The following is a 20,949-nucleotide window of genomic DNA, read 5'->3' on the forward strand; positions in this document are numbered from 1 at the left end:
CGGAGCAGGGCATAATCGCGGGTCTATGAGCGGCAACACCTTCGGCACCTTATTCACCGTTACCAACTTTGGCGAATCCCATGGCCCGGCGATCGGCTGTGTGATTGACGGCTGCCCTCCGGGCATGGCCTTGAGCGAGGCAGACATCCAGCACGATCTGGACCGCCGCCGCCCTGGCACCAGCAAGTTTGTGACGCAGCGCAACGAACCTGACCAGGTCGAGATTCTCTCGGGCGTGTACGAGGGCAAGACCACCGGCACGCCGATCTCGCTGCTGATCCGCAACACCGACCAGCGCAGCAAGGATTACTCCAACATCGCCCAGAGCTTCCGGCCCGGCCACGCTGATTACGCCTATTGGCACAAATACGGCATCCGCGATCCGCGTGGCGGTGGCCGCTCGTCGGCCCGTTTGACCGCACCTACCGTGGCCGCTGGCGCCGTGGCCAAGAAGTGGCTGAAGGAGAAGTTCGGCACCGAGTTCCGCGCCTGCATGCTGCAGGTGGGCGAGGTGGCCCTGCCTTTCGAGAGCTGGGAGCATGTGCCGAACAACCCGTTTTTTGCGCCCGTGGCCGATGTGACGCGCTACGAGGATTACATGAACGAGTTGCGCAAATCGGGCGACTCCTGCGGCGCTCTGATCCGTGTGAACGCCAGCGGCGTGCCCGTGGGCCTGGGCGAGCCGCTGTACGACAAGCTCGACGCCGACATTGCCTACGCCATGATGGGCCTGAACGCGGTCAAGGCGGTGGAAATTGGTGCCGGTTTTGACAGTGTGGCCCAGCGCGGCACGACGCACGGCGATTCGCTCAGCCCGCAAGGCTTTCGCAGCAACAACGCGGGCGGCATTCTGGGCGGCATCAGTACCGGACAGGACATCGAGATCCGTATCGCCATCAAGCCGACCAGCTCGATCATCAGCCCGCGTGAATCGATCGACGTGCACGGCAACAGCACCGAAGTCATCACCAAGGGCCGCCACGACCCTTGCGTGGGCATCCGCGCCGCGCCAATCGCTGAAGCGCTGCTGGCCATGGTGTTGATGGACCACGCACTGCGCCACCGTGCGCAGAACGCCGATGTGGCGGTGGATTTCCCGCCCATCGCGGCCGAGGCGCCTTGAGCGCGTAAACACGCTCTGAGCGCTGTTGTGCCAGCGCCAAAAACAAAAGCGGACCCTCGGGTTCGCTTTTTGCTGTGGGCTGCGCCGTGAACGATGGCCCCGATGCGGCTCAGGATTTTTTCTTGGCCGCCGCGTCTTTTTTGCCAGCTGGCGCAGGCTTGGTCACCTCGTCGACCAGGGATTTGAACTGGTCGATATCTTCAAAGCTGCGGTAGACGCTGGCGTAGCGAATATAGGCCACCTTGTCGAGCTTTTGCAGCTCGGTCATTACCAGCTCGCCAATCAGGTGGGTCTGCACTTCGCGCGCGCCCAGGGTGCGCAGCTTGTCTTCGACATGCTCGATCGCCATTTCCACCTTGTCGATGCTGACCGGGCGCTTGCGCAAGGCCAGGCTGAACGAGCCCTTGAGCTTGCTGCGGTCGTAATCAATGCGCCGGCCGTCTTTTTTGACGATGACCGGAAAGCTGACCTCGGGCCGCTCATAGGTGGTAAAGCGCTTCTCGCAGTGGCCGCACTGGCGTCGGCGCCGGATAAAGCCACCGTCTTCTGCCACGCGGGTCTCCACCACCTGGGTGTCGGGGTGGTTGCAGAAAGGGCATTTCATCGCAGTGATCCAGGGCGCAGGCCACAAGCCTGCAAAAACAACAAAGGGCGTGCGCCATGCGGCACACGCCCGGAGATGATGGGCTCAGACAGCCGAGCCGCAGCGCCCGTCCGCTCTGGCAGAGCGATGCAAGACGCGCAGCGGCTCAGCGGCTGCATCAGCGATACACGGGGAAGCGAGCGGTCAGGGCATTGACCTTTTCGCGCACGGCAGCCAGGTTCGCTTCGTCGCGTGGGTTGTCCAGCACGTCGGCGATCAGGTTGGCGGTCAGGCGCGCTTCTTCTTCCTTGAAGCCGCGGGTGGTCATGGCGGGGGTGCCGATACGCACGCCGCTGGTGACCATGGGCTTTTCCGGATCGTTGGGGATGCCGTTCTTGTTGATCGTCATGTGGGCGGCGCCCAGCACGGCTTCGGCTTCCTTGCCGGTGATGCCCTTGTTGCGCAGGTCCACCAGCATGACGTGGCTTTGCGTACCGCCAGAAACGATGCGCAGGCCGCGTGCGGTCAGCGTTTCAGCGATGACCTTGGCGTTGGCCTTGACTTGCTTGGCATAAGCCTTGAACTCGGGCGACAGCGCTTCCTTGAAGGCCACGGCCTTGGCAGCGATGACGTGCATCAGCGGGCCGCCTTGCAGGCCGGGGAACACGGCGGAGTTGATGGCCTTCTCGTGCTCGGCCTTCATCAGGATCACGCCGCCACGGGGGCCGCGCAGGCTCTTGTGCGTGGTGGTGGTGACCACGTCGGCAAAAGGCACGGGGTTGGGGTACTCGCCGGCGGCGATCAGGCCGGCGTAGTGGGCCATGTCGACCATGAAGATGGCGCCGATTTCCTTGGCCACCTTGGCAAAGCGGGCAAAGTCGATTTCCAGCGAGTAGGCCGAGGCACCGGCCACGATCAGCTTGGGCTTGTGCTCGCGGGCCAGGGCTTCCATCTTGTCGTAGTCGATCTCTTCCTTCTCGTTCAGACCGTAGGAGACCACGTTGAACCACTTGCCCGACATGTTCAGCGGCATGCCGTGCGTCAGGTGACCGCCTTCGGCCAGGCTCATGCCCATGATGGTGTCGCCAGGCTTCAAGAAAGCCAGGAACACGGCTTCGTTGGCCGATGCGCCGCAGTGGGGTTGCACGTTGGCAGCGTCTGCGCCAAACAGTTGCTTGACGCGCTCGATCGCCAGCTTCTCGGCGACGTCGACATATTCGCAACCACCGTAGTAGCGCTTGCCGGGGTAGCCTTCGGCGTACTTGTTGGTGAGCTGAGTGCCTTGCGCCCACATCACGGCAGGCGATGCGTAGTTTTCGCTGGCGATCAGCTCGATGTGCTGTTCTTGGCGCTGGTTTTCGGCCTGGATGGCCGCAAAGAGTTCGGCGTCGGTCTGTTCGACAAGAATGTTACGTTGGTACATGACGGTCGGTTGAGTCAGAAGTAACCCCTTGCCCCGCCAGAGGCTGGCGGTAGAAAGCAAGGGCTGCCCAGGCGCACGGCTAACACGTGGCAAGCAGCAGGCGGTGATCGTGGCACCGTAGCCTCTCGCACGGTACGCTCCCCGGTGGTTACAGCAGGGCGGGCCTGCCATCCACGTCAACAGCCATTGGAAAGCTGCCTATCGCCAGTCGCGTACCCGGCTAGTGTAGCCGAGGCACAGAGGGTTGTTGCGGCGGCTGGAAAATAGCGGGCAAAGAAAAAGCACCTGGCGGTGCTTTGTCGGGGAGTGTTACGCTGCTCGCTCTCAGGAGCCCATGGCCACGGTGGTGGCTTCGGTCTTGGCGGGCGCGGTGGTGGCAGCATTGGCCTTGTCGTCGACCAGGGCCACAGTGGCGGTGTCGGCGGCAGGCTTGGCGCTCTTGGCGGCAGCCGGAGCGGCGGGCACATTGGCCTTGGCCGACAGGGCGGGCTTGGCAGCAGGCTCTTGCGGGTTGCTGCGGCCGTTGGCCACTTGCTTGATGCGGAAGTGCTCAGCCAACACCTTGGCGGCATAGCCACCGTCGTCAGGCAGGTTGGCGGCGCCCACGTAGTATTTCAGGCCACCTTCGAGGGAGCCGGCGCGTTCGATGCATTCTTGCAGCACCTTCACGCCGACCTTCAGGTTGGTGACCGGGTCAAACGCCGCAAAGTGGCCGCCAAAGTGCTGGTACTTGTCGGTGTGGATCTTGGTCATCACCTGCATCAGGCCTTGCGCGCCCACCGAGCTTTGGGCAAAGGGGTTGAAGCTCGACTCCACGGCCATGATGGCCAGGATCAGTGTCGGGTCGAGCTTGGTTTCCTTGCCCACCTGGTAGGCCTCGGAGACGAGCACGGCCAGTGGCTCAGGCGCCACGCGGTACTTTTTGGCCAACCAGTAGGCCACGGCCGCCTGGTTTTTGGGCAGTTGCTGTGGGTTGGTGGCGGTAGCGCGGTCTACCGCGGCAATCAGCGTGGCCTCGTTGCCAGCTGTTGCCTGGCTGACGCTGTCTGCCTCGGCTTCTTGGCGGGCCTGCAGCCAGCTGCGCAGCTGCTGCTCGCCAGAGGCGCGCAGGTCAGCGCGCGAAAACAGCGTGAGCGCACAAAACGCCACAGCCAAACCTATCAGTGCCAAACTGTTGTGTGTCAGGGCCACAAGGCCGTGCACGATGGTGGCGCCCAGCGAGCGCGCACCGGCAGCCACTTGCGCGGGAGCCGTCATACGAATGATTCCTTTCAAAAGCCTGCCACCTGGATCAGGCCCCTCTCGCAGTGGGAGAGCGGGTTCAGGTCTGGCAGGGCGGTAAGCGCACCGTCCTGTGCGATACCGGTCAGGCTGCCTGCGTTGCAGACGGCCCTTGTCGTTTCATGCACGCTGCTTGCGTGTCAGGGGCTACGAACAAAACACCACGAGGGTGTGAACAAAAAATAGGCAATAAATGCAATGGGCTGAATTCTAGAAGCTGGCTTAATAATCAGTCAACACTATAAAAACTAAATTTCAGATGAAAAAGTAATGAAAAAACGTGTATAGCGCAGGCTTTGGGCGGGCCACTGACGACTCGGATTTGTGCTGTTTGATTTGGCACAAGCTGTGCGCCAGCATTTGCTTGCATCGCGTGGCTTTGTGTGGTGTTGCAGCTATGGCTTGCATAGCGTGGCTATATGGGTGCGTGCGCAACTTATAAAGAGATGCAATGTATGAAAATGCATCGACAAGCAAGGAAAAATCGGGTGCTGCTGCTATGGATTTGAAAGCATTTGTAGCTTTCTCGGGTGCTGATAACGCCATGACTGCAGTTTGCTATGGCGTCGATAGCACGATGCTGGAGCATGGGCTGGCAGGTGGCAGAGCGGATCCTAAAAATGCTGCGCTGCAATAAAGTTGGTGCTTGCTTGACGCTGCCCCCGCAAGACGGCCTGAGCAAGGCGCAAAATGGTCTGGGACAAGGCCAAAAAAATCGTAAAAACGGCTAATAACCTGTAGCATTTTTGGGTTTTTGTGCTTTGTACCAGGGTAATTTATAAAAAGCAGCGTCAACAATTTGCCAAAACCTGCTCGGAGCGGCCCTGGCAGCGACGGTGAAAGGGCGGACCGGGCCCGGCGCCGCAGGTAAAAGTCGTAAGCGTGTGAGCTTGGCTTGGGTGGCGTTGGTTTGGCTAAGGGGGCGACCAGCGCAGTGAGCGGCACCGTGTTTTCCTAGGGAAAACGGCTGGCCCTCTATATATATAGAGCGGGGCGGCGTTTTCTGGGGAAAGCACGGGGTGTCGGCAGCATCTTCAACGATTGTGCTCCGGCAGGACCCACAGGCGCTGATTCATTGCGCTGCTATCTATTTAGATGTTTATTTGGGCACAATGGGAAGGCCTGCCCGGCGGGCAGGCCCGAGTTGCTTATCCCCGAGAGGACATTCGCCGTGAGCGGAACCAAAGAATCAAAGAAAACCAGCAGCGGTGCAGGCCGGCGCTGGCTGCGTCGTCTGGCCTGGTGTGTGGTGGCGTTGCTGCTGCTGTGGGCGCTGTCGTGGCTGGCGCTGCCTTGGCTGTTGCGCACCCAGGGCGAAAAGATTGCCAGCGAGAAGCTGGGCCGCGCAGTGCATATTGGTGCGGTCGAGTTCAAGCCCTGGTCGCTGGAGCTGACGGTGCGTGATCTGCAGCTGGCCGGCCCCACGCCGGGCAGTGCTCCGCAGTTTTCGGTAGAGCGCGTGTATGTGGACGCAGACATGCAGTCGCTTTTCCGTCTGGCGCCGGTGCTGGATGCGATCCAGGTGGACAAGCCGGTGGTGCGCGTGGCGCAAACTGCGCCTGGCAAGTTCGACTTCGATGACATCGTCGCCAAGCTCAAAGACCCGAATCCGCCGCCCGACGACGGCAAGACCGCGCATTTCGCGCTCTACAACATTGAGCTGAAAGACGGCGCCGTCGAGTTCAAAGACGATACCGTGGGCCAGACGCACGAGCTCAAGGGCTTGCAGCTGGGTATTCCCTTCATCAGCAACCTCGAGTCCAAGCGCGCCATCAAGGTGTTGCCGCAGCTGGCTTTTGAGCTGAACGGCAGCCAGTTTGCCAGCCAGGCCGAAACCACCCCTTTCAGCGACGATCGCAAGACCGACGCCAGCTTTGCCATCCACGACCTGGATCTGAAGCCTTACCTGGCCTACATCCCGGCATCGGTGCCGGTCAAGCTGATGGGCGGCGTGCTCAATGCCCAGTTGAAAGTGGGCTTTGAGCAAACCGACAAAGCCAGTGTCAAGCTGAGCGGCGATGTGCATGCCAGCAATGTGCTGGTGCATGACGGCCACAACGACGAGCTGCTGGCCTGGAAGCAACTGGATGTGCAACTGGCTGATGTGCAGCCGCTGGCCGGTCAGATACATATTGCGCAAGTAGCGCTCGATGGCGCGCAGCTGTCCATCAAGCGCGGCAAGAATGGCCAGCTCAGCCTGCTCGATGCGCAGGGCCAGCCGGTGGAAAAGCAGGCTGCTCCTGAAAAAGCAGCGAACAGCGAAGCTGCAGCAAGCACCGAGGTGCCAAGCGATGCCAAGGCCAGCGAAGCGGCCGAGGCTGCTCCGGCACCCGCGGCCGACGCCAGCACCGCAGTGGCAGACGGCGCGGCTGAAAAGCCCACCAAGCCGGCCAAACCCGCTACCAGCAGCAAGCCCGCGTGGAACGTGCTGGTTGACGAAGTCAAGCTGAGCAATCTGCAAGGCCTGTGGGTGGACGAGAGCGTGCCTGTGCCAGCGCGGGTGCAGCTCGACGACTTTGACATGACGGCCAAACAGATCGCCTGGCCTTTCAAAGAGCCGTTCCACTTTGCGGGCGAATCGGGCCTGTCGGGAGCCAAGGGCGTGCCCAGCACCGGCCGCGTGCAGTTCTCGGGCAAGGCCACCGATGTGATGGCCGAGGTCGATGTCAAAACCACGGCGCTGCCATTGCAGCTGGGCGCTTCGTACCTGACGGGCGTGATCGAGCCTGGCGTGCTGGGCAATATCGACAGCCAGGTCAAGATCCAGCGCGATGGCGCCGATCTGCAAATTGGCGTGGCCGAGCTGACCGTGTCCGACATCGCCCTGCAATGCAATAGCCGCGCCAACTGCGCTGCGCCGCATGGCACGGCCGTGGGCCTCAAAGGCAAAGAGCATTTGTTGGAGCTGCAGCAGCTGGCAGTCAAAGAGGCGGCCATCAATATTGCCAAGCAGCAGGTCAAGGTCGGCAGCATCGAGCTGCTCAAACCGGCGCTGGGCGTGTCGCGCGACAAGAGCGGCCGCATGATGTTTGAAGACTGGCTGCCCGCCACGCAAGCGGCCAAGGCCGAGAAAGACGCCAAAAAGCCTGCCAAGGCCGCTGACAGCAAGCCTTGGGATGTGCAGCTGGAGCGCATCGCCATCAAGGGTGCCAATATTGCTTACCAGGACGAATCCACACCGCGCAAGGTAGCGGTGCGTCTGGTAGATGCCGATGTGGAGCTGCGCGACTTTGCGCCGCTGGCCAGCAAGGCCAAGCCTTCGGTGTTGAAGGTATCTGGCCGCATTGCCACCGGCCGCGCTGAGCCGGGCCGCCTGGTGTACGACGGCACCCTGGGTTTGACGCCTTTGTCTGCCGCTGGCCGCCTGAACCTGACGCAGCTGCCGGTGCATGCTTTTGAGCCCTATGCCGCAGCCGCCTTGCCTGTGCGCCTGATGCGTGCGGACGCCAACTTCAAGGGTAGCCTCGACTTTTTGCAATCGCCCAAAGGGCCGGTGCTCAGCGTCAAGGGTGATGCCGGCTTGGACGATGTGCGCGTGCGGCCGCTGGCCAAGCCCAAGGCCGATGCCGACGACGATACCGATGCCCCGGAAAAAGCCAGCAGCGGCGGCAAAACCGCTAAAGCCTCCGGCAGCGGCAGCATTAGTGCCGGCCTCATCGGCGCGAGCGACGACTTGCTGAACTGGAAAGTGCTGAGCCTGCGCGGCCTTGATCTGCAGATGGCGCCCGAGCAGCGCATGAAGGTCAAGATTGGCGAAACCGCGCTGTCCGACTTCTATGCCCGTCTGATCGTGCAAGAAAACGGCAAACTCAACCTGCAAGACCTGGGCGGAGAGGGCACGGAGGCGCCTGCTGCCGATGCAGCCAAGGCTGACGCAAAGCCGGAGCAGGCCAAGCCTGAGCCGGCCGCGAAGGAAGCCACCGCTGCACCAGTTGTACCCGCCGCGCCTGCTGCTCCTGCCACCGGCCCGATCATCGACATGGGCCCCATCACCTTGGCCGGCGGCACCGTCAAGTTCAGCGACCGCTTCATCAAGCCCAACTACTCGGCCGACCTGTCCGAGCTGGCAGGCCGCATGAGCGCCTTCTCGTCCGAGCCCGGCCCGGCTGGCCAGCCGCCCCAACTGGCGGAGCTGGAGCTGCGCGGCAAGGCCGAGGGCACCGCTTCGCTGGAAATCACCGGCAAGCTGAACCCGCTGGCCAAGCCGCTGGCGCTGGGCATCCACGGCAAGGTGCGCGATCTGGAGCTTTCGCCGCTCACGCCGTACAGCATCAAATACGCGGGCCATGGCATTGAGCGCGGCAAGATGAGCGTGGACGTGCAGTACGACGTGCAGCCCGACGGCCAGCTCACCGCCAGCAACAAGCTGGTGCTCAACCAGCTGCAGTTTGGCGATGCGGTAGAAGGCGCGCCGGCGAGCCTGCCGGTCAAGCTCGCCGTGGCCCTGCTGGCCGACCGCAACGGCGTGATCGACCTGGATCTGCCCATCAGCGGCTCGCTCAACGATCCGCAGTTCCGCCTGGCGCCGATCATCTTCAAGGTCATCGGCAACATGATCATGAAGGCCGTCACCTCGCCGTTCGCGCTGTTGTCCAGTGCCTTTGGCGGTGGTTCCGAAGCGAGCCAGGTGGCCTTTGCGCCCGGCAGTGCCAGCCTGGACGACGTCACCCGCGAAAACCTGAAAAAGGTAGCCAAGGCGCTGGAAGACCGCCCGGCGCTGCAACTGACCGTGACCGGCCAGGCCGAGCTGGAGCAAGAAAAGGAAGGCTGGCGCAAGGCGCGTATCGACGATATGGTGCTGGCGCAAAAACGCCGCGCGACCATCCGCGCCGGCGGCAAGGCCGAAGAGGTGGATGCGGTGAGTGCTGCTGAATACCCGGCCTTGCTCAAAGAGGTGTACAAGCGCGCCGACATCAAAAAGCCCCGCAACATGGTGGGTCTGGCTGCCGACATTCCGCAGGCCGAGATGGAAACTCTGCTGATTACCAGTGTGGCCGTGCCCGACAACGCCATGCGTGAGCTGGCGCTGGCTCGTGGTGTGGCGGTGCGCGACTACCTGGCCAGCCAGGGCGTCAAGCTCGATCGCCTTTTCTTGGGCAATGTCAAAACCGAGGGTTTTGACAAGGAATGGAAGCCGCGTGCCGAGCTGAGCCTGGCACCCCGCTGAGCGGGCCTGGGCAGGCTGCAAAGGGCTGGGAGCTTGGCTTCCAGCCCTTTTTTGTCTGCGCTGCGCCAGAGAAACCGGCTTTGTGCCGCCTGCTTGCTTGGTGGCCGCGCCAAACCCGGTCAAAATAGCAACTTGGGAGCGGGCAGTTGGCCCGCGCCGCCTTTTTATGTGCCAATGGCTGCAGCGCCTTGCTGCTGCAGGCCGTATTTACCACCGAGTTGAGCCATGTTCCCCTCTTTTCTCTCGCGCAACAAAACGCCCGAAACCCCCGAGCCCACGCCCGCGCCCGCCAAACCAGCGGCTGCGCCCCATCCGCTCGACGGCCTGACGGGCGGCGCCTTCTCGGCCGCCACCTCGGGTGAACGCGCCGCCAAGGTGCGCGAATGGCTGGCCAGCGAGCCCAGCGCCGAGCAGCTGCAAGAAGTGTTCAAAGAGCTGTCGGCGCGCGACAAGGGCGCGGCCAAGGCCATCCGCGAGCGCATCGAGGAGTTGCGCCGCGCCAAGGGCCAGGAAGCCATTGCCGCCGAGTGGGCCGACAAGGCCGGCAAGCTGCTGGCTGCTTCCAAGCTCAACATCGCCGACGCCCTGGCCTGGCAGCGCGACGCCGCCAAAGCCGGCGCACCGCTGTCCAAAGAGCCGCTGTCGGCTCTGAAAGTGCAGCTGGCCGAGCGCGTCAAAACCATTGAAGACCTGCAGCACCGCGTGCAAGTGCAGCGCGAGGCCGCTGTGCTGTTGGCCCAGCGCGTGGAAGTGCTGTCTACCAAGTCCTACCTCGACGCCCAAGCGGCAGACGCTGCCTTGGCTACCGATGTGGCGCACTGGCAAGAACAAGCCGCCGCGCTGGAAGGCGATGCCAGCTGGAGCAGCGTGGAAGCGCGTTACCCCACCATGCTGGAAACCTCCAAGAGCCAGCTGCTGGTGGTGTGGGATGCTTTCCAGTCCGCCCTGCAGCAAACCCTCAAGGCCGCCGAAGACGCGCAAGCGCCGCTGCCCGCCGTGCCCGTGTGGGCCGACGAAATCCGTGCTGCCCGTGGCCTGCCCACCGAGGCCGAGCAAGCCGCAGCCCGTGCTGCTGCCGCCAAGCCCGCTGCTGATCCGCAAGAAGCCAAGCGTGCCAAGCAAGCCGTGCAAGAAGCGCTGAAAAAGCTGCAAGAACACACCACCGAAGGCCATGGCAAGGGTGCATCGGGCGCTGCCCAGCAACTGCGCGCCGTGCTCAAGCAACACGGTAAACAGATCGACCAAGAGCTGGAATCGCAGGTCAACGCCGCCCTGATCGCCGCAGGCGAGCTGGAAGGCTGGCAACGCTGGAGCGCCGACAAGCTGCGCGAAGAACTGCTGGCCAAGGCCCAAGGTCTGCTGACCCGCCCCGAAGGCCAGGAACTGGGCGGCCGCAAGCTGCAAGACAGCCTGCGCCAGCTGCGCGAAGACTGGAAAAAGGCCGACCAAAGCGGCCCCACCAACCACGCGCTGTGGAAGAAATTTGACGAAGCCTGCAACGCGGCCTACAAGCATGTCGAAGTCTGGCTGGCCAAGGTGCGCGAAGAGGGCGCCAAGCACCGCGCCGAGCGCGAGGCGCTGGTGGCCGAGCTCAAAGCCTGGACCGAAGCCCATCTGGCCTCGACCGACTGGAAGCAGATGCAGCGCGACCTGTTCCAGTTTGGCGACCGCTGGCGCGCCAGCGGCCACGTGGGCGAAAAAGCCTATGCCGAGCTGCAAGCCGCCTGGAAGGCTGCCCACCAGGCAGCCAGCGCACCACTGCAAACCGCCCAGAAAACCAGCATTGCCCGCCGCGAAGCCATGATCGCCCAAGCAGGCGAGCTGGCCGCCGCACCGCACCTGAACATTGATGCCGTGCGTGAGCTGCAGCGCCAGTGGCAGGCCGAAGCCCAAGGCGTGCCGATGGACCGCCGCCACGAGCAAAAGCTCTGGGACGCTTTCCGCAAGCCGCTGGACGAGGCCTTTGCCCGCAAGACCCAGCAGCGCGAGCGCGTGGCCCAGCAACTGAGCGCCCGTGACCAGGCGGTGCTCGACGCCTCGAAGGCTTTGGAAGCGGCCAACCATAGCGGCGATGCCCAGCAAATCCAAGCGGCCATTGAGGCGCTGCAAGCAGCTCTCAAGGCGCAAAGCGAGCAGCCCGCTCCCGCAGCGGCTGCTGCTGAACCTGCTGCGGAAGCTGCAGCTGAGCCAGCAGCTGAAGTGGTCGCAGCCGATGCTGCGCCTGCCGGTGGTGAAGCTGCTGCTGAAGGCGAGGGCGAAGCCGCTCCCGCTGCTGCGCCTGCCCCTGCTAAGCCCAAGCCGGTGATTGCCCAGCGCAGCGGCGACGACCGCCCCGGCATGAAGCGAGATACCGCTGCCGCCCCAACGCGCGGCGGCAAGCCCGGTGATCGCCGTGATGGAGGCCGTGGCGACAGCCGTGGCCCGCGCAATGACCGGGGCGAGCGTGGTGGCGAGCGCCGCGACGACCGCTTTGGCCGTGGTGAGCGCTTCGACCGTGCACCGCGTGAAGACCGTGGCCCACGCCTGGGCGATGCCGCCTTCCGCGCCCAGCGCGATGCGCTCGACCACGCCCAGGCCACGCTGCGCAAGCTGGCCAGCCAGGCGCATGGCCAGGCCCTGACGCAGATGATGGAAGCCTGGAACAAGCGCGACGCTGCTTTGCTGCCGCCCGTGCAAGAGCTGGGCCGCGTGGCCGGCCCGGTGCGTGCGCAATGGGGCCAGGCCATCACTGCGCCTGCTGCTGGTGATGCAGGTGAATCGCTGCTGCGCCTGGAAATGGCCGCCGATGTGCCCACACCGGCCGAGCAGATCAATGCGCGCCGCGCCTTGCAGCTGCAACTGCTGACCAAGCGCAACGACCCATCGCCGCAAGAAACCTGGCAGCAAGACGTGGCCAAGGTACTGCAATCGGCCAGCGACGAGGCGTCGGCCCGTCGTTTGCAAAATGTGCTGAAGGCTTTGCTGAAGAAGTAAGGCTTTTCAGCGGTCGCTCTTAAAAACGCCCTGTGCTTTGTGTGCAGGGCGTTTTTTGTTGGGGTTGTGCGGATTGGAAAGGCTGCTTTTCTAACTGGCGTGTGCTGTTCTGCTTGCAGCAGCTGGCCGGGTCTCGCCCCGGCAGGCGACCGACTTTCTTGCTGCACGTCCGGTGTGCCGGCCCAGAAGAAAGTCGGCAAAGAAACGTGCCCACATCCAGCGTCCCCGACCGCCCCGCGCAGCGGGGCAATCGGGGCAACCTGCGCTCACAGCAAATGCCGGCGTGCGCCAAAACTCACTTCGCGCCAAGGCGCTCCGTTCAAACAGCTGGCGCAAGTCAGTTCACGAAGTTTGGCTGTCCTTCGGCAGCCAAACCGCCTGCATTTGCTGCGATCGCAGGCGCTGGCTGAAAGGGGTGGAGGAAGAACATCCTGAACAGCCTGCGAGCACTGTGCCAGGGGGGGGAGCCACACAGGCATGGCTGCCATCAATCGGCTATCGAACAAGTTGTGCCCAGAAACCAAAAAAGCCGCTGTACTTGCGTACAACGGCTTGCTATTTGGTGCCCAGGAGAAGACTCGAACTTCCACGATGTTACTCGCTAGTACCTGAAACTAGTGCGTCTACCAATTCCGCCACCTGGGCTTTCAGGATGGCGCAATTATAGAGGGTGCCGAAAGCGGGTTGGGCCAAAAAGCCAAGTTTTTGCAAAAAAGATAGCTGCCTGGGTGGGTGCACGCTGTGTTGGCTGGGCATGCGTTGCCATGCGTGCTGGCCCGGAAACCAAAAAAGCCGCTGTACTTGCGTACAACGGCTTGTGATTTGGTGCCCAGGAGAAGACTCGAACTTCCACGATGTTACTCGCTAGTACCTGAAACTAGTGCGTCTACCAATTCCGCCACCTGGGCTTTCAGGATGGAACGAATTATAGGGGCGCAAAAGCAGTGCTCAGGCCAATTGGGCGATTTTTTTCAAAAAAGATAGCTGGCGAGGCCGGTGTGTTGGCTGCGGGGTTGGGGAATGTGGGGGGCTTTGTGCGGGAGCAGCGGCGGCGGCTTGGCGAGATGTGCTGCGGCGCCAGAAGCAGAAAAGCCGCTGCACATTGCTGTGCAGCGGCTTGCTGTCTTGGTGCCCAGGAGAAGACTCGAACTTCCACGATGTTACTCGCTAGTACCTGAAACTAGTGCGTCTACCAATTCCGCCACCTGGGCTTGCGACTTTGGGACAGGCCCATTGTCAAATTTCCTAAAAAACCACGTCTGTTCTGGTAAGAGAAAACCGATATTTCACCGTTTTCACAAAACAAGTTAGTACTTGTCGTTAAACTTGGTGCCCAGGAGAGGACTCGAACCTCCACGGAGTTACCCGCTAGTACCTGAAACTAGTGCGTCTACCAATTCCGCCACCTGGGCATTTCAGGAAAGAACGAGATTGTATATCAAAAAAACGGCTTCCAACACAGGAGCAGAGAATTTGTCAGAAGAAATTGAAGGCGTAGTACAGGGCCACCGTGAAGGACACGGTTTCGTGATCAGGGATGACAACGAAAGCGACATCTACATCCCCGCCAACGAGATGCGCGCCGTACTGCACCGCGACAGGGTCCGTGCCCGCATTGTGCGCACCGACCGCAAAGGCCGCCCCGAAGGCCGCATCGTAGAAATCATTGAGCGCCCCGCGCACCCCATCATTGGCCGTCTGCTGCAAGAAAGCGGCGTCTGGCTGGTGGCGCCTGAGGACAAGCGCTACGGCCAGGATATTTTGATTCCCAATGGCGCCATCGGCACGGCCAAGACCGGCCAGGTGGTGGTCGTTGAGCTGACCGAGCCGCCGGCGCTGTTTGGCCAGCCCGTGGGCCGCGTGGTCGAGGTGCTGGGCGAGATTGACGACCCGGGCATGGAGATTGAAATCGCCGTGCGCAAGTACGGCGTGCCGCACGAGTTCTCGGACGAGTGCCTGGCGCTGGCCAAAAAGCTGCCAGACAAAGTGCGCGCCATGGACCGCAAGGCGCGCATTGACCTGACGGATATCCCGCTGGTCACCATCGACGGCGAAGATGCCCGCGACTTTGACGATGCGGTGTATTGCGAGCCTATGCGCATTGGCCGGGCCAAGGGCTGGCGCTTGCTGGTGGCCATTGCCGATGTGAGCCACTATGTGCAAACCGGCAATGGCATTGATGTGGATGCCTACGATCGCGCTACCAGCGTGTATTTCCCGCGCCGCGTCATCCCGATGCTGCCCGAGAAGCTGTCGAACGGCCTGTGCTCGCTGAACCCGGATGTGGACCGTTTGTGCATGGTGGCCGACATGGTGATCAGCGCCGACGGCGAGATCAACGCCTACCAGTTCTACCCGGCGGTGATGCACAGCCATGCGCGCTTCACCTATACCGAGGTGGCTGCCATCTTGGCCAACACCCGTGGCCAAGAGGCGATGAAGCGCCAGGAGCGCGTGCCCGATCTGCTGAACCTGCACGATGTTTACAAGGCCTTGCTGTCGCAGCGCGGCCGCCGTGGCGCGGTGGATTTCGAAACCACCGAAACCCAGATCGTCTGCGACGACAACGGTCGTATCGAAAAGATCGTGCCGCGCACGCGCACCGAGGCGCATCGTTTGATCGAAGAGGCCATGCTTGCGGCCAACGTGTGCTCGGCAGACTTTATTCAGCAAGGCGGTCAGCCCGGTCTGTTCCGCGTGCACGAAGGCCCGACGCCCGAGAAGCAAGACATTCTGCGCGGCTACCTCAAGGCCATGGGTGTGGGCATGTCGATCAGCGACGATCCCAAGCCCGCCGAGTTCCAAGCCATTGCGCAGGCCACCAAAGACCGGCCGGATGCGCAGCAGATCCACACCATGCTGCTGCGCTCCATGCAGCAAGCCATTTACACGCCTATCAACAGCGGCCACTTCGGCCTGGGCTATGAGGCCTACACGCACTTCACCAGCCCGATCCGCCGTTACCCGGATTTGCTGGTGCACCGTGTCATCAAGGCCATTTTGGCTGGCAAGCGCTACCAGCTGCCCGCGCTGCCCACGCCGGGTGAGGCCGAGGCCAAGCTGGCCAAGCGCCTGGCTTCGCGGGTGGCGGCGCCCAAGCAGCAACTGGCCGCGCAGCAGCGCACGCAGCGCGCTTCACGCGAAGTGCAAGCCTGGGAAGCTGCTGGCCTGCATTGCAGCGCCAACGAGCGCCGCGCCGACGAGGCCAGCCGCGATGTGGAAGCCTGGCTCAAGTGCAAGTACATGCGCGAACACTTGGGCGAGGAATACAGCGGCATGGTCTCGGCTGTCACCTCGTTCGGCTTGTTCGTCACGCTGGACCAGCTGTACGTGGAAGGCCTGATCCACATCAGCGAACTCGGCGGCGATTACTACCGCTTTGACGAAATGCGCCAAGAGCTGCGCGGCGAGCGCACCGGCATTCGCTACGCCATTGGCACGCGCTTGCAAATTCAGGTCAGCCGCGTGGATCTGGATGCGCGCAAGATCGATTTCCGCCTGGTGCGCGAAGGTGAAGACGTGGCTGCGCAACCGGCGCGCTCGGGCAAAGCCACCAAATCGGCCAAGGCGCGCAGCGCGGGCGCCGAAAGCCCCGGCCGCGATTTGCGCGACGGCCGCGACGAGGCTTACGCTGCGCAACGCGCCAGCCTCAAGCGCGACAAAGCAGCCTCGCGTGAGTCTGGCAATGCGCGCCGCCAAGAGCAGCAGCGTAAGTCTGGCAGCAAGCAGGCGGCTAAAAAATCGGCACGCAAAGGTCGTCGTTAAGACAGGTCAAGCCGTCCAAGCGCCCTATGATCAAGCCAAGTCAGCCCCGCTGGCTTGGCTTTTTTGGTTTTTATGGATTTCCGGGGAAGACGTCCAACGCAGGCGGTGCGACTGGCTTCGTCACCCTTCTTGCGCCCTCCGGTCATCCAGGCAGAATTTTTATCGACACAACAAGGAGTACAAAGATGAGCGACGCACAGCGCAAAATTGCCGTGGTAACCGGTGCTGGTACGGGGATCGGCCGGGCTGCGGCCCTGGCTTTGCTGCAGGATGGCTGGGCCGTGGTGCTGGCTGGCCGCCGCGCAGAGCCTTTGCAGGAAGTGGCGAGCCACGCGCCGGCCGAGCAGACCTTGGTGGTGCCCACTGATGTGAAGGATCCGGTAGCAGTCAAAGCCTTGTTCGATGCGGCGGTGGAGCGCTTTGGCCGGGTGGACATGCTGTTCAATAACGCTGGCCGTGGTGCGCCCGCCGTGCCGATTGACGAGCTGCCAGTGGACACTTGGAATGATGTGGTGAACGTCAACCTGAACGGCATGTTCTATTGCCTGCAGCAGGCTTTCCGCGTGATGCGTCAGCAATCGCCCATGGGTGGCCGCATCATCAACAACGGCTCCATTTCGTCCCACGCGCCGCGCCCCATGTCGATCGCTTACACGGCCACCAAGCACGCGGTCATGGGCCTGACCAAAACCGCCGCGCTCGACGGCCGCAAGTACGACATTGCAGTGGGTCAGATCGACGTGGGCAACGCCGGCACCGAGTTGGCCATGCGCATGACGCAAGGCGTGATGCAGGCGCACGGCGAGATTGCGCCAGAGCCGCTGATGGATGTGGATGTGGTGGGCCGCTCAGTGCTTTACATGGCCAACCTGCCGCCGGAAGCGAATGTGCTGTTCCACACCGTCATGGCGACCAAGATGCCGTTTGTCGGGCGCGGTTGAGCGTGCTACAGCCTTGGGTTCTTCAAATAGTCCAAGGCTGCCGAGGCAGAGTTTCGGCCAGCGCAGACGCGGTCAGCGTCGGCTGGTCGGGCCGCAAACGGTGCCACAGATCGGCCACGCGGCCGTGCAGCCAGACGGCGTTGAGCGTGGCTTGCCAGGCTTGCTGCCAATCGGCATTGGCGGGCAAAGGTGCCAGTTGCGAGCCAATGCAGCCGGCCAAGACATCGCCCGTACCGCCAATCGACAAGCGCGCATTGCCGCTGTGGTTGATGGCGTAGCGCCCATCGGGCGCGGCGATGATGCTGCCGCTGCCTTTGAGTACCACAATGCATTGCCACTGCTCGGCAGCCTGCTTGGCAGCGCCAATGCGGTCAGCTTGAATTTGCGCCGTGCTGTGGTTCAGCAAGCGGGCCAGTTCCAGCGGGTGCGGCGTCAGCACTGTGGCGGCCTTAGCGCTGCGGGCGCGCAGGCTGTTGCACAGTGCTTCGTCTTGCGCCAAGGCATTGAGGGCGTCGGCATCCAGTACCAGCGGGCCGGCGTGGGCGAGTAATAAGGGTGGCACTGCGGCAATGCTGTTGCCGCCACCGCAGCCGGCTACCAAAGCGCCACGCAGGCCGGCCATGGCGCTCAGCGGGCGCTGCATGATGTCGGGCGCCAAGGCGGCAGGGCGCTCGGCGCTATCCAACAGATTCAGCATGACTCGGCCAGCGCCGCTGTGCAGTGCAGCCGTTGCCGCCAAAATGGCTGCGCCTTCCATGCCTGCGGCGCCACCGACCACGCCCACATCGCCAAACTGGCCTTTGTGCGAGTTTTGTGCCTGGTTTTGCGCAGGGCAGTGCGTGACCAGTTGGCCGCTGGCCATCGAATCGCCGAGCGTGGTTGCCAAGTGCTGGTTGACGGCTTGCGCGTCGCTGCCGTGGGCCAGCGGCGCCAGCCACACTTGCCCGGCCCAATCACTGCCCTGGTGGGTGAACAGGCCGGGGTGCAGGCACAGCATGCTGAGCGTAAAACGTGGGCCGCAAGGCGCGGGGGGCGCCAGTGCTGCAGCGGCGGGCGCCAACGCACCCGTGTCGGCCAGCAAGCCGGAAGGCGTGTCTATACAAAGCACAGGCTTTTCGGTGTGCAGCAGGTGCTGCACCCAATCGGCAGCGGCGGAGCCTGCGGGTAAATCCAGATCGGCGCGCAAGCCTATGCCCCACAGTGCATCGATGGCTAAATCGAAATGCTCGGGCGCTTGTTTGTGAATGTGCAGCCCAGCCGCTTGGGCACGCCGCAAAGCCTGGCTGGCATCGGCGGGTGTGCCATTGCGGTCAGCGGGCAGCAGGCTGATGTGTACTTGCTTGCCTGCTGCCGCCAGGTGGATGGCGGCTTCCAGCCCGTCGCCCCCATTGTTGCCAGGGCCGCAGGCGATCCAGATGTGGCGTGCATGTGGTGCCAGTGCCAGCGCAAGACGAGCGCTGGCGGTGCCGGCGCGTTGCATCAAGGTGTAGGGTGGCAGGCTGGCGGCCAGGTTTTGTTCCAGAGCGCGGGTCTGCTCGTTGGAGCAAAGGGCGGGGTAGACAGAGGCATGCGTGGGCATGGTGGTCATCGTAGCAGTGTGGATGCAGGCCGCAGGCGGGCTGATATCAATGGGCTTGATAGCAGATGTGCGCTTTGCTCGCTTGCTGGCCGGTGCTGCTGCCGCGACGATAAGGCCTTCTTTACAACTGCCGGGATTTATTCATGACTGTTTCCAAAGTGGCTGCATTGCAACTGGGCTCGCACCCCGAGGGGAAGGCCAAGACTTTGGAGTCCATTCTTGCTTTTGAGGGCGAGATACGGGCTTCGGGCGCGCAACTGGTGGTGATGCCGGAGGCTTTGCTGGGTGGTTATCCCAAGGGTGAGAGCTTTGGCACTTATCTGGGTTACCGCTTGCCCGAAGGCCGAGCGGCGTTTGAGCGCTACTACGCCAACGCCATCGATGTGCCTGGCCCTGAGACGACCGAGCTGGAGGGGCTGGCTGCTCGCACCGGCGCGCATCTGGTTATTGGCATCATCGAGCGCGTGGGCAGCACTTTGCACTGTGCCGCACTCTTTGTCTCGCCAACCGAAGGCGTGGTGGCCACGCACCGCAAGCTGATGCCTACGGGCAGCGAGCGTTTGATTTGGGGGCAGGGCGATGGCTCGACCTTGCCGGTGGTCTCTACGCCAGTGGGCAAGATCGGCGCGGCGATCTGCTGGGAGAACCATATGCCTTTGTTGCGCATGGCCATGTATGCCAAGGGCATTGAAGTGTGGTGTGCGCCCACGGTGGATGAGCGGGAAAACTGGCTGGTGTCGATGCGCCACATCGCCCATGAGGGCCGCTGTTTTCTGGTCAGTGCCTGCCAGGTGCAGCCTTCGCCGCGTGAGCTGGGTGTGGAGGCGCCGCACTGGGGTGAGGATCGGCCGCTGATGCAAGGTGGTAGTGTCATTCTCAGTCCCATGGGTGAGATCGTGGCTGGGCCGCTGAAAAATCAGACGGGCTTGCTGGTGGCGGAGTTGGATCTGGCGGACCTGGTCAAGGCGCGGTATGACTTTGATGTGGTTGGGCACTACGCTCGCCCAGACGTCTTTCGGTTGGAAGTGGATGAGCGCCCCAAGGCCAGTGTCGTGTTTCAGCGTTGATGGTTGTTGGCTGCTTCCTGTTGGGGCGGGCGATTAGTGCGTGCGCGGTGGTGCTCGGATCGTTGCGTTGCCGGTCTTTGCCTTTGGTCAGCTTTCTCAGCCTGTCAAATAAAAGCGCGCCTGCACGGCTTCTGCCACCATGGCGCGAATCTGCTGCAATACCTTGTCGTGCCTGCTCCCGATGCGGGTGGCGAGTTCAAGCTCATACGGTGGCAGCGGAACGGGGCAGGCAAAGGTTTGCAGGCGCGTGATTGCCGCAATAGCGTGCGCGGCGTGGGTTGGCATGGTGGTGATCAGGCCGGAGCCGGTCAGCAGGAAAGGTACAGCCGCAAAATGCGAGGTCGATGCTTTGACCTGGCGGCGCAAGCCTGCGGCATGCAAGCCTTCATCCACCACGCCGACAAAGCCGCTCGATGACACCAGCAGGTGCGGGCTGGCGGCATAGGCTTGGGGCGTCGTTGGAATGGCGGTATTGGGGCCGGCCAAGCATAAATAGTGGCCTTGGCCCAGGCGCTCGCGCGCAATGAGGGGGGACGACAAGCCGCCGGCAGCCAGTGCGATGTCGATATGGTGGCGCATGAGCATGTCTTGCGCCAAGCCGCTGTGGGTTTGGCGAAAGATGATGCGCACGCCTGGCAGGCGTTGGTGGACCTGGGTCAGCAAATAGCTGCCCAGGGCGATTTCGCTGTCGTCGGACAGGCCAATGCCCACGCTGCGTTCAAGTGCATCCAGGCCGGGCATCGAGGGGGCCAGTGCCTGGCGGCAACGCTCCAGCGCTTCTTCAATCAGAGGGGCCAGCTCCAGTGCTCGTGTGGTGGGGCGCAGGCCGCGGCCAGTGCGCTCGAATAAGGGATCAGCGTAGAGCACGCGCAGTCGCCCTAGTGCGGTGCTGATGGCTGGCTGTGTCACGCCCAGGCGAATGGCTGCGCGGCTGGCGGCACCTTCTTGCACCAGTGCTTCAAATACGCGTAGATACTGTCGTGCCCGTCAAGTACTTTGTTCGTGTAATTTCATATCAAATGCCTTTCTTGTTCGCAATATCGCAAA

Annotated in this window: 12 protein-coding genes, 4 tRNA genes, 1 pseudogene and 1 riboswitch; of the genes and pseudogenes, 7 read left to right on the forward strand and 10 right to left on the reverse strand. The window is 62.7% G+C overall.

The genetic code is table 11. The features are described 5' to 3' along the window. The first annotated feature begins 25 nt into the window (after positions 1–25). A complete protein-coding gene (gene aroC, locus ACFIQF_RS14200; RefSeq protein WP_393943812.1) occupies positions 26–1,123 on the forward strand; it encodes a chorismate synthase in 1,098 nt (365 codons plus the stop codon). A 109-nt stretch (positions 1,124–1,232) separates the two neighbouring features. On the opposite strand, the gene nrdR is transcribed toward aroC, so the two are convergent. From nrdR to ACFIQF_RS14215, 3 genes are all read right to left on the reverse strand, one after another. After that, the gene (gene nrdR, locus ACFIQF_RS14205) at positions 1,233–1,727 is read right to left on the reverse strand and encodes a transcriptional regulator NrdR (RefSeq protein WP_393943814.1); all 495 of its coding nucleotides are present in this window, start codon (positions 1,725–1,727) and stop codon (positions 1,233–1,235) included. Positions 1,728–1,884: 157 nt separating this feature from the next. After that, on the reverse strand, positions 1,885–3,129 hold the full coding sequence (glyA, locus tag ACFIQF_RS14210) for a serine hydroxymethyltransferase (RefSeq protein ID WP_393943816.1): 1,245 nt from the start codon (positions 3,127–3,129) through the stop codon (positions 1,885–1,887). 58 nt (positions 3,130–3,187) lie between these two features. Continuing rightward, a riboswitch (ZMP/ZTP riboswitch) is annotated at positions 3,188–3,351 on the reverse strand. A 102-nt stretch (positions 3,352–3,453) separates the two neighbouring features. After that, entirely contained in the window at positions 3,454–4,386 is a 933-nt protein-coding gene (locus tag ACFIQF_RS14215; RefSeq protein WP_393943818.1) for a transglycosylase SLT domain-containing protein, read from the reverse strand. 475 nt (positions 4,387–4,861) lie between these two features. On the opposite strand from ACFIQF_RS14215, the gene ACFIQF_RS14220 reads away from it, so the two are divergent. The 3 genes from ACFIQF_RS14220 to ACFIQF_RS14230 all read left to right on the forward strand — a co-directional run bounded on the left by ACFIQF_RS14220 (position 4,862) and on the right by ACFIQF_RS14230 (position 12,550). Next, on the forward strand, positions 4,862–5,047 hold the full coding sequence (locus ACFIQF_RS14220; protein ID WP_393943819.1) for a hypothetical protein: 186 nt from the start codon (positions 4,862–4,864) through the stop codon (positions 5,045–5,047). 534 nt (positions 5,048–5,581) lie between these two features. Next, complete coding sequence (locus ACFIQF_RS14225) at positions 5,582–9,577, forward strand: DUF748 domain-containing protein (RefSeq protein ID WP_393943820.1); 3,996 nt, start codon at positions 5,582–5,584, stop codon at positions 9,575–9,577. Positions 9,578–9,802: 225 nt separating this feature from the next. After that, on the forward strand, positions 9,803–12,550 hold the full coding sequence (locus ACFIQF_RS14230) for a DUF349 domain-containing protein (RefSeq protein WP_393943822.1): 2,748 nt from the start codon (positions 9,803–9,805) through the stop codon (positions 12,548–12,550). Between the two features lie 560 nt (positions 12,551–13,110). Here the strand turns inward: ACFIQF_RS14230 and ACFIQF_RS14235 are convergent. The 4 genes from ACFIQF_RS14235 to ACFIQF_RS14250 all read right to left on the reverse strand — a co-directional run bounded on the left by ACFIQF_RS14235 (position 13,111) and on the right by ACFIQF_RS14250 (position 13,962). After that, positions 13,111–13,195: transfer RNA gene (locus ACFIQF_RS14235), tRNA-Leu, on the reverse strand. Between the two features lie 178 nt (positions 13,196–13,373). Further along, positions 13,374–13,458, reverse strand: a tRNA-Leu gene (locus ACFIQF_RS14240). A 218-nt stretch (positions 13,459–13,676) separates the two neighbouring features. Further along, positions 13,677–13,761: transfer RNA gene (locus ACFIQF_RS14245), tRNA-Leu, on the reverse strand. Positions 13,762–13,877: 116 nt separating this feature from the next. Next, positions 13,878–13,962 (reverse strand) — tRNA-Leu (locus ACFIQF_RS14250). A gap of 19 nt (positions 13,963–13,981) precedes the next feature. Between ACFIQF_RS14250 and rnr the strand changes: the two genes are divergently transcribed. Then, the gene (gene rnr, locus ACFIQF_RS14255) at positions 13,982–16,315 is read left to right on the forward strand and encodes a ribonuclease R (RefSeq protein ID WP_393943824.1); all 2,334 of its coding nucleotides are present in this window, start codon (positions 13,982–13,984) and stop codon (positions 16,313–16,315) included. Between the two features lie 185 nt (positions 16,316–16,500). Then, positions 16,501–17,256, forward strand: a complete 756-nt coding sequence (locus ACFIQF_RS14260) for an SDR family oxidoreductase (protein ID WP_393943826.1) — start codon at positions 16,501–16,503, stop codon at positions 17,254–17,256. Positions 17,257–17,278: 22 nt separating this feature from the next. Here the strand turns inward: ACFIQF_RS14260 and ACFIQF_RS14265 are convergent, their stop codons facing one another. After that, positions 17,279–18,835, reverse strand: coding sequence for an NAD(P)H-hydrate dehydratase (locus ACFIQF_RS14265; RefSeq protein WP_393943828.1), 1,557 nt, complete (start codon positions 18,833–18,835; stop codon positions 17,279–17,281). A 143-nt stretch (positions 18,836–18,978) separates the two neighbouring features. Between ACFIQF_RS14265 and ACFIQF_RS14270 the strand changes: the two genes are divergently transcribed. Next, positions 18,979–19,902, forward strand: coding sequence for a carbon-nitrogen hydrolase family protein (locus ACFIQF_RS14270; RefSeq protein ID WP_393943829.1), 924 nt, complete (start codon positions 18,979–18,981; stop codon positions 19,900–19,902). Positions 19,903–19,998: 96 nt separating this feature from the next. On the opposite strand, the gene ACFIQF_RS14275 is transcribed toward ACFIQF_RS14270, so the two are convergent. Both ACFIQF_RS14275 and ACFIQF_RS14280 read right to left on the reverse strand, forming a co-directional pair. Then, on the reverse strand, positions 19,999–20,643 hold the full coding sequence (locus ACFIQF_RS14275; RefSeq protein ID WP_393943837.1) for a LysR substrate-binding domain-containing protein: 645 nt from the start codon (positions 20,641–20,643) through the stop codon (positions 19,999–20,001). Positions 20,644–20,721: 78 nt separating this feature from the next. Then, positions 20,722–20,862 (reverse strand): annotated as a pseudogene (locus ACFIQF_RS14280) (LysR family transcriptional regulator); the annotation flags it as partial. Between the last annotated feature and the right edge of the window lie 87 nt (positions 20,863–20,949).

Origin of the sequence: Comamonas trifloxystrobinivorans, assembly GCF_043359985.1 — a bacterium.
In the GTDB taxonomy this organism is placed as follows: domain Bacteria; phylum Pseudomonadota; class Gammaproteobacteria; order Burkholderiales; family Burkholderiaceae_C; genus Comamonas; species Comamonas trifloxystrobinivorans.

Coding starts and splice junctions, on each gene's coding strand:
- ACFIQF_RS14230 (WP_393943822.1), top strand. CDS start 9,803: ATGTTCCCCTCTTTTCTCTCGCGCAACAAAACGCCCGAAACCCCCGAG.
- ACFIQF_RS14265 (WP_393943828.1), bottom strand. CDS start 18,835: ATGCCCACGCATGCCTCTGTCTACCCCGCCCTTTGCTCCAACGAGCAG.
- aroC (WP_393943812.1), top strand. CDS start 26: ATGAGCGGCAACACCTTCGGCACCTTATTCACCGTTACCAACTTTGGC.
- ACFIQF_RS14275 (WP_393943837.1), bottom strand. CDS start 20,643: ATGCCCGGCCTGGATGCACTTGAACGCAGCGTGGGCATTGGCCTGTCC.
- ACFIQF_RS14260 (WP_393943826.1), top strand. CDS start 16,501: ATGAGCGACGCACAGCGCAAAATTGCCGTGGTAACCGGTGCTGGTACG.
- nrdR (WP_393943814.1), bottom strand. CDS start 1,727: ATGAAATGCCCTTTCTGCAACCACCCCGACACCCAGGTGGTGGAGACC.
- glyA (WP_393943816.1), bottom strand. CDS start 3,129: ATGTACCAACGTAACATTCTTGTCGAACAGACCGACGCCGAACTCTTT.
- ACFIQF_RS14220 (WP_393943819.1), top strand. CDS start 4,862: ATGTATGAAAATGCATCGACAAGCAAGGAAAAATCGGGTGCTGCTGCT.
- ACFIQF_RS14270 (WP_393943829.1), top strand. CDS start 18,979: ATGACTGTTTCCAAAGTGGCTGCATTGCAACTGGGCTCGCACCCCGAG.
- ACFIQF_RS14215 (WP_393943818.1), bottom strand. CDS start 4,386: ATGACGGCTCCCGCGCAAGTGGCTGCCGGTGCGCGCTCGCTGGGCGCC.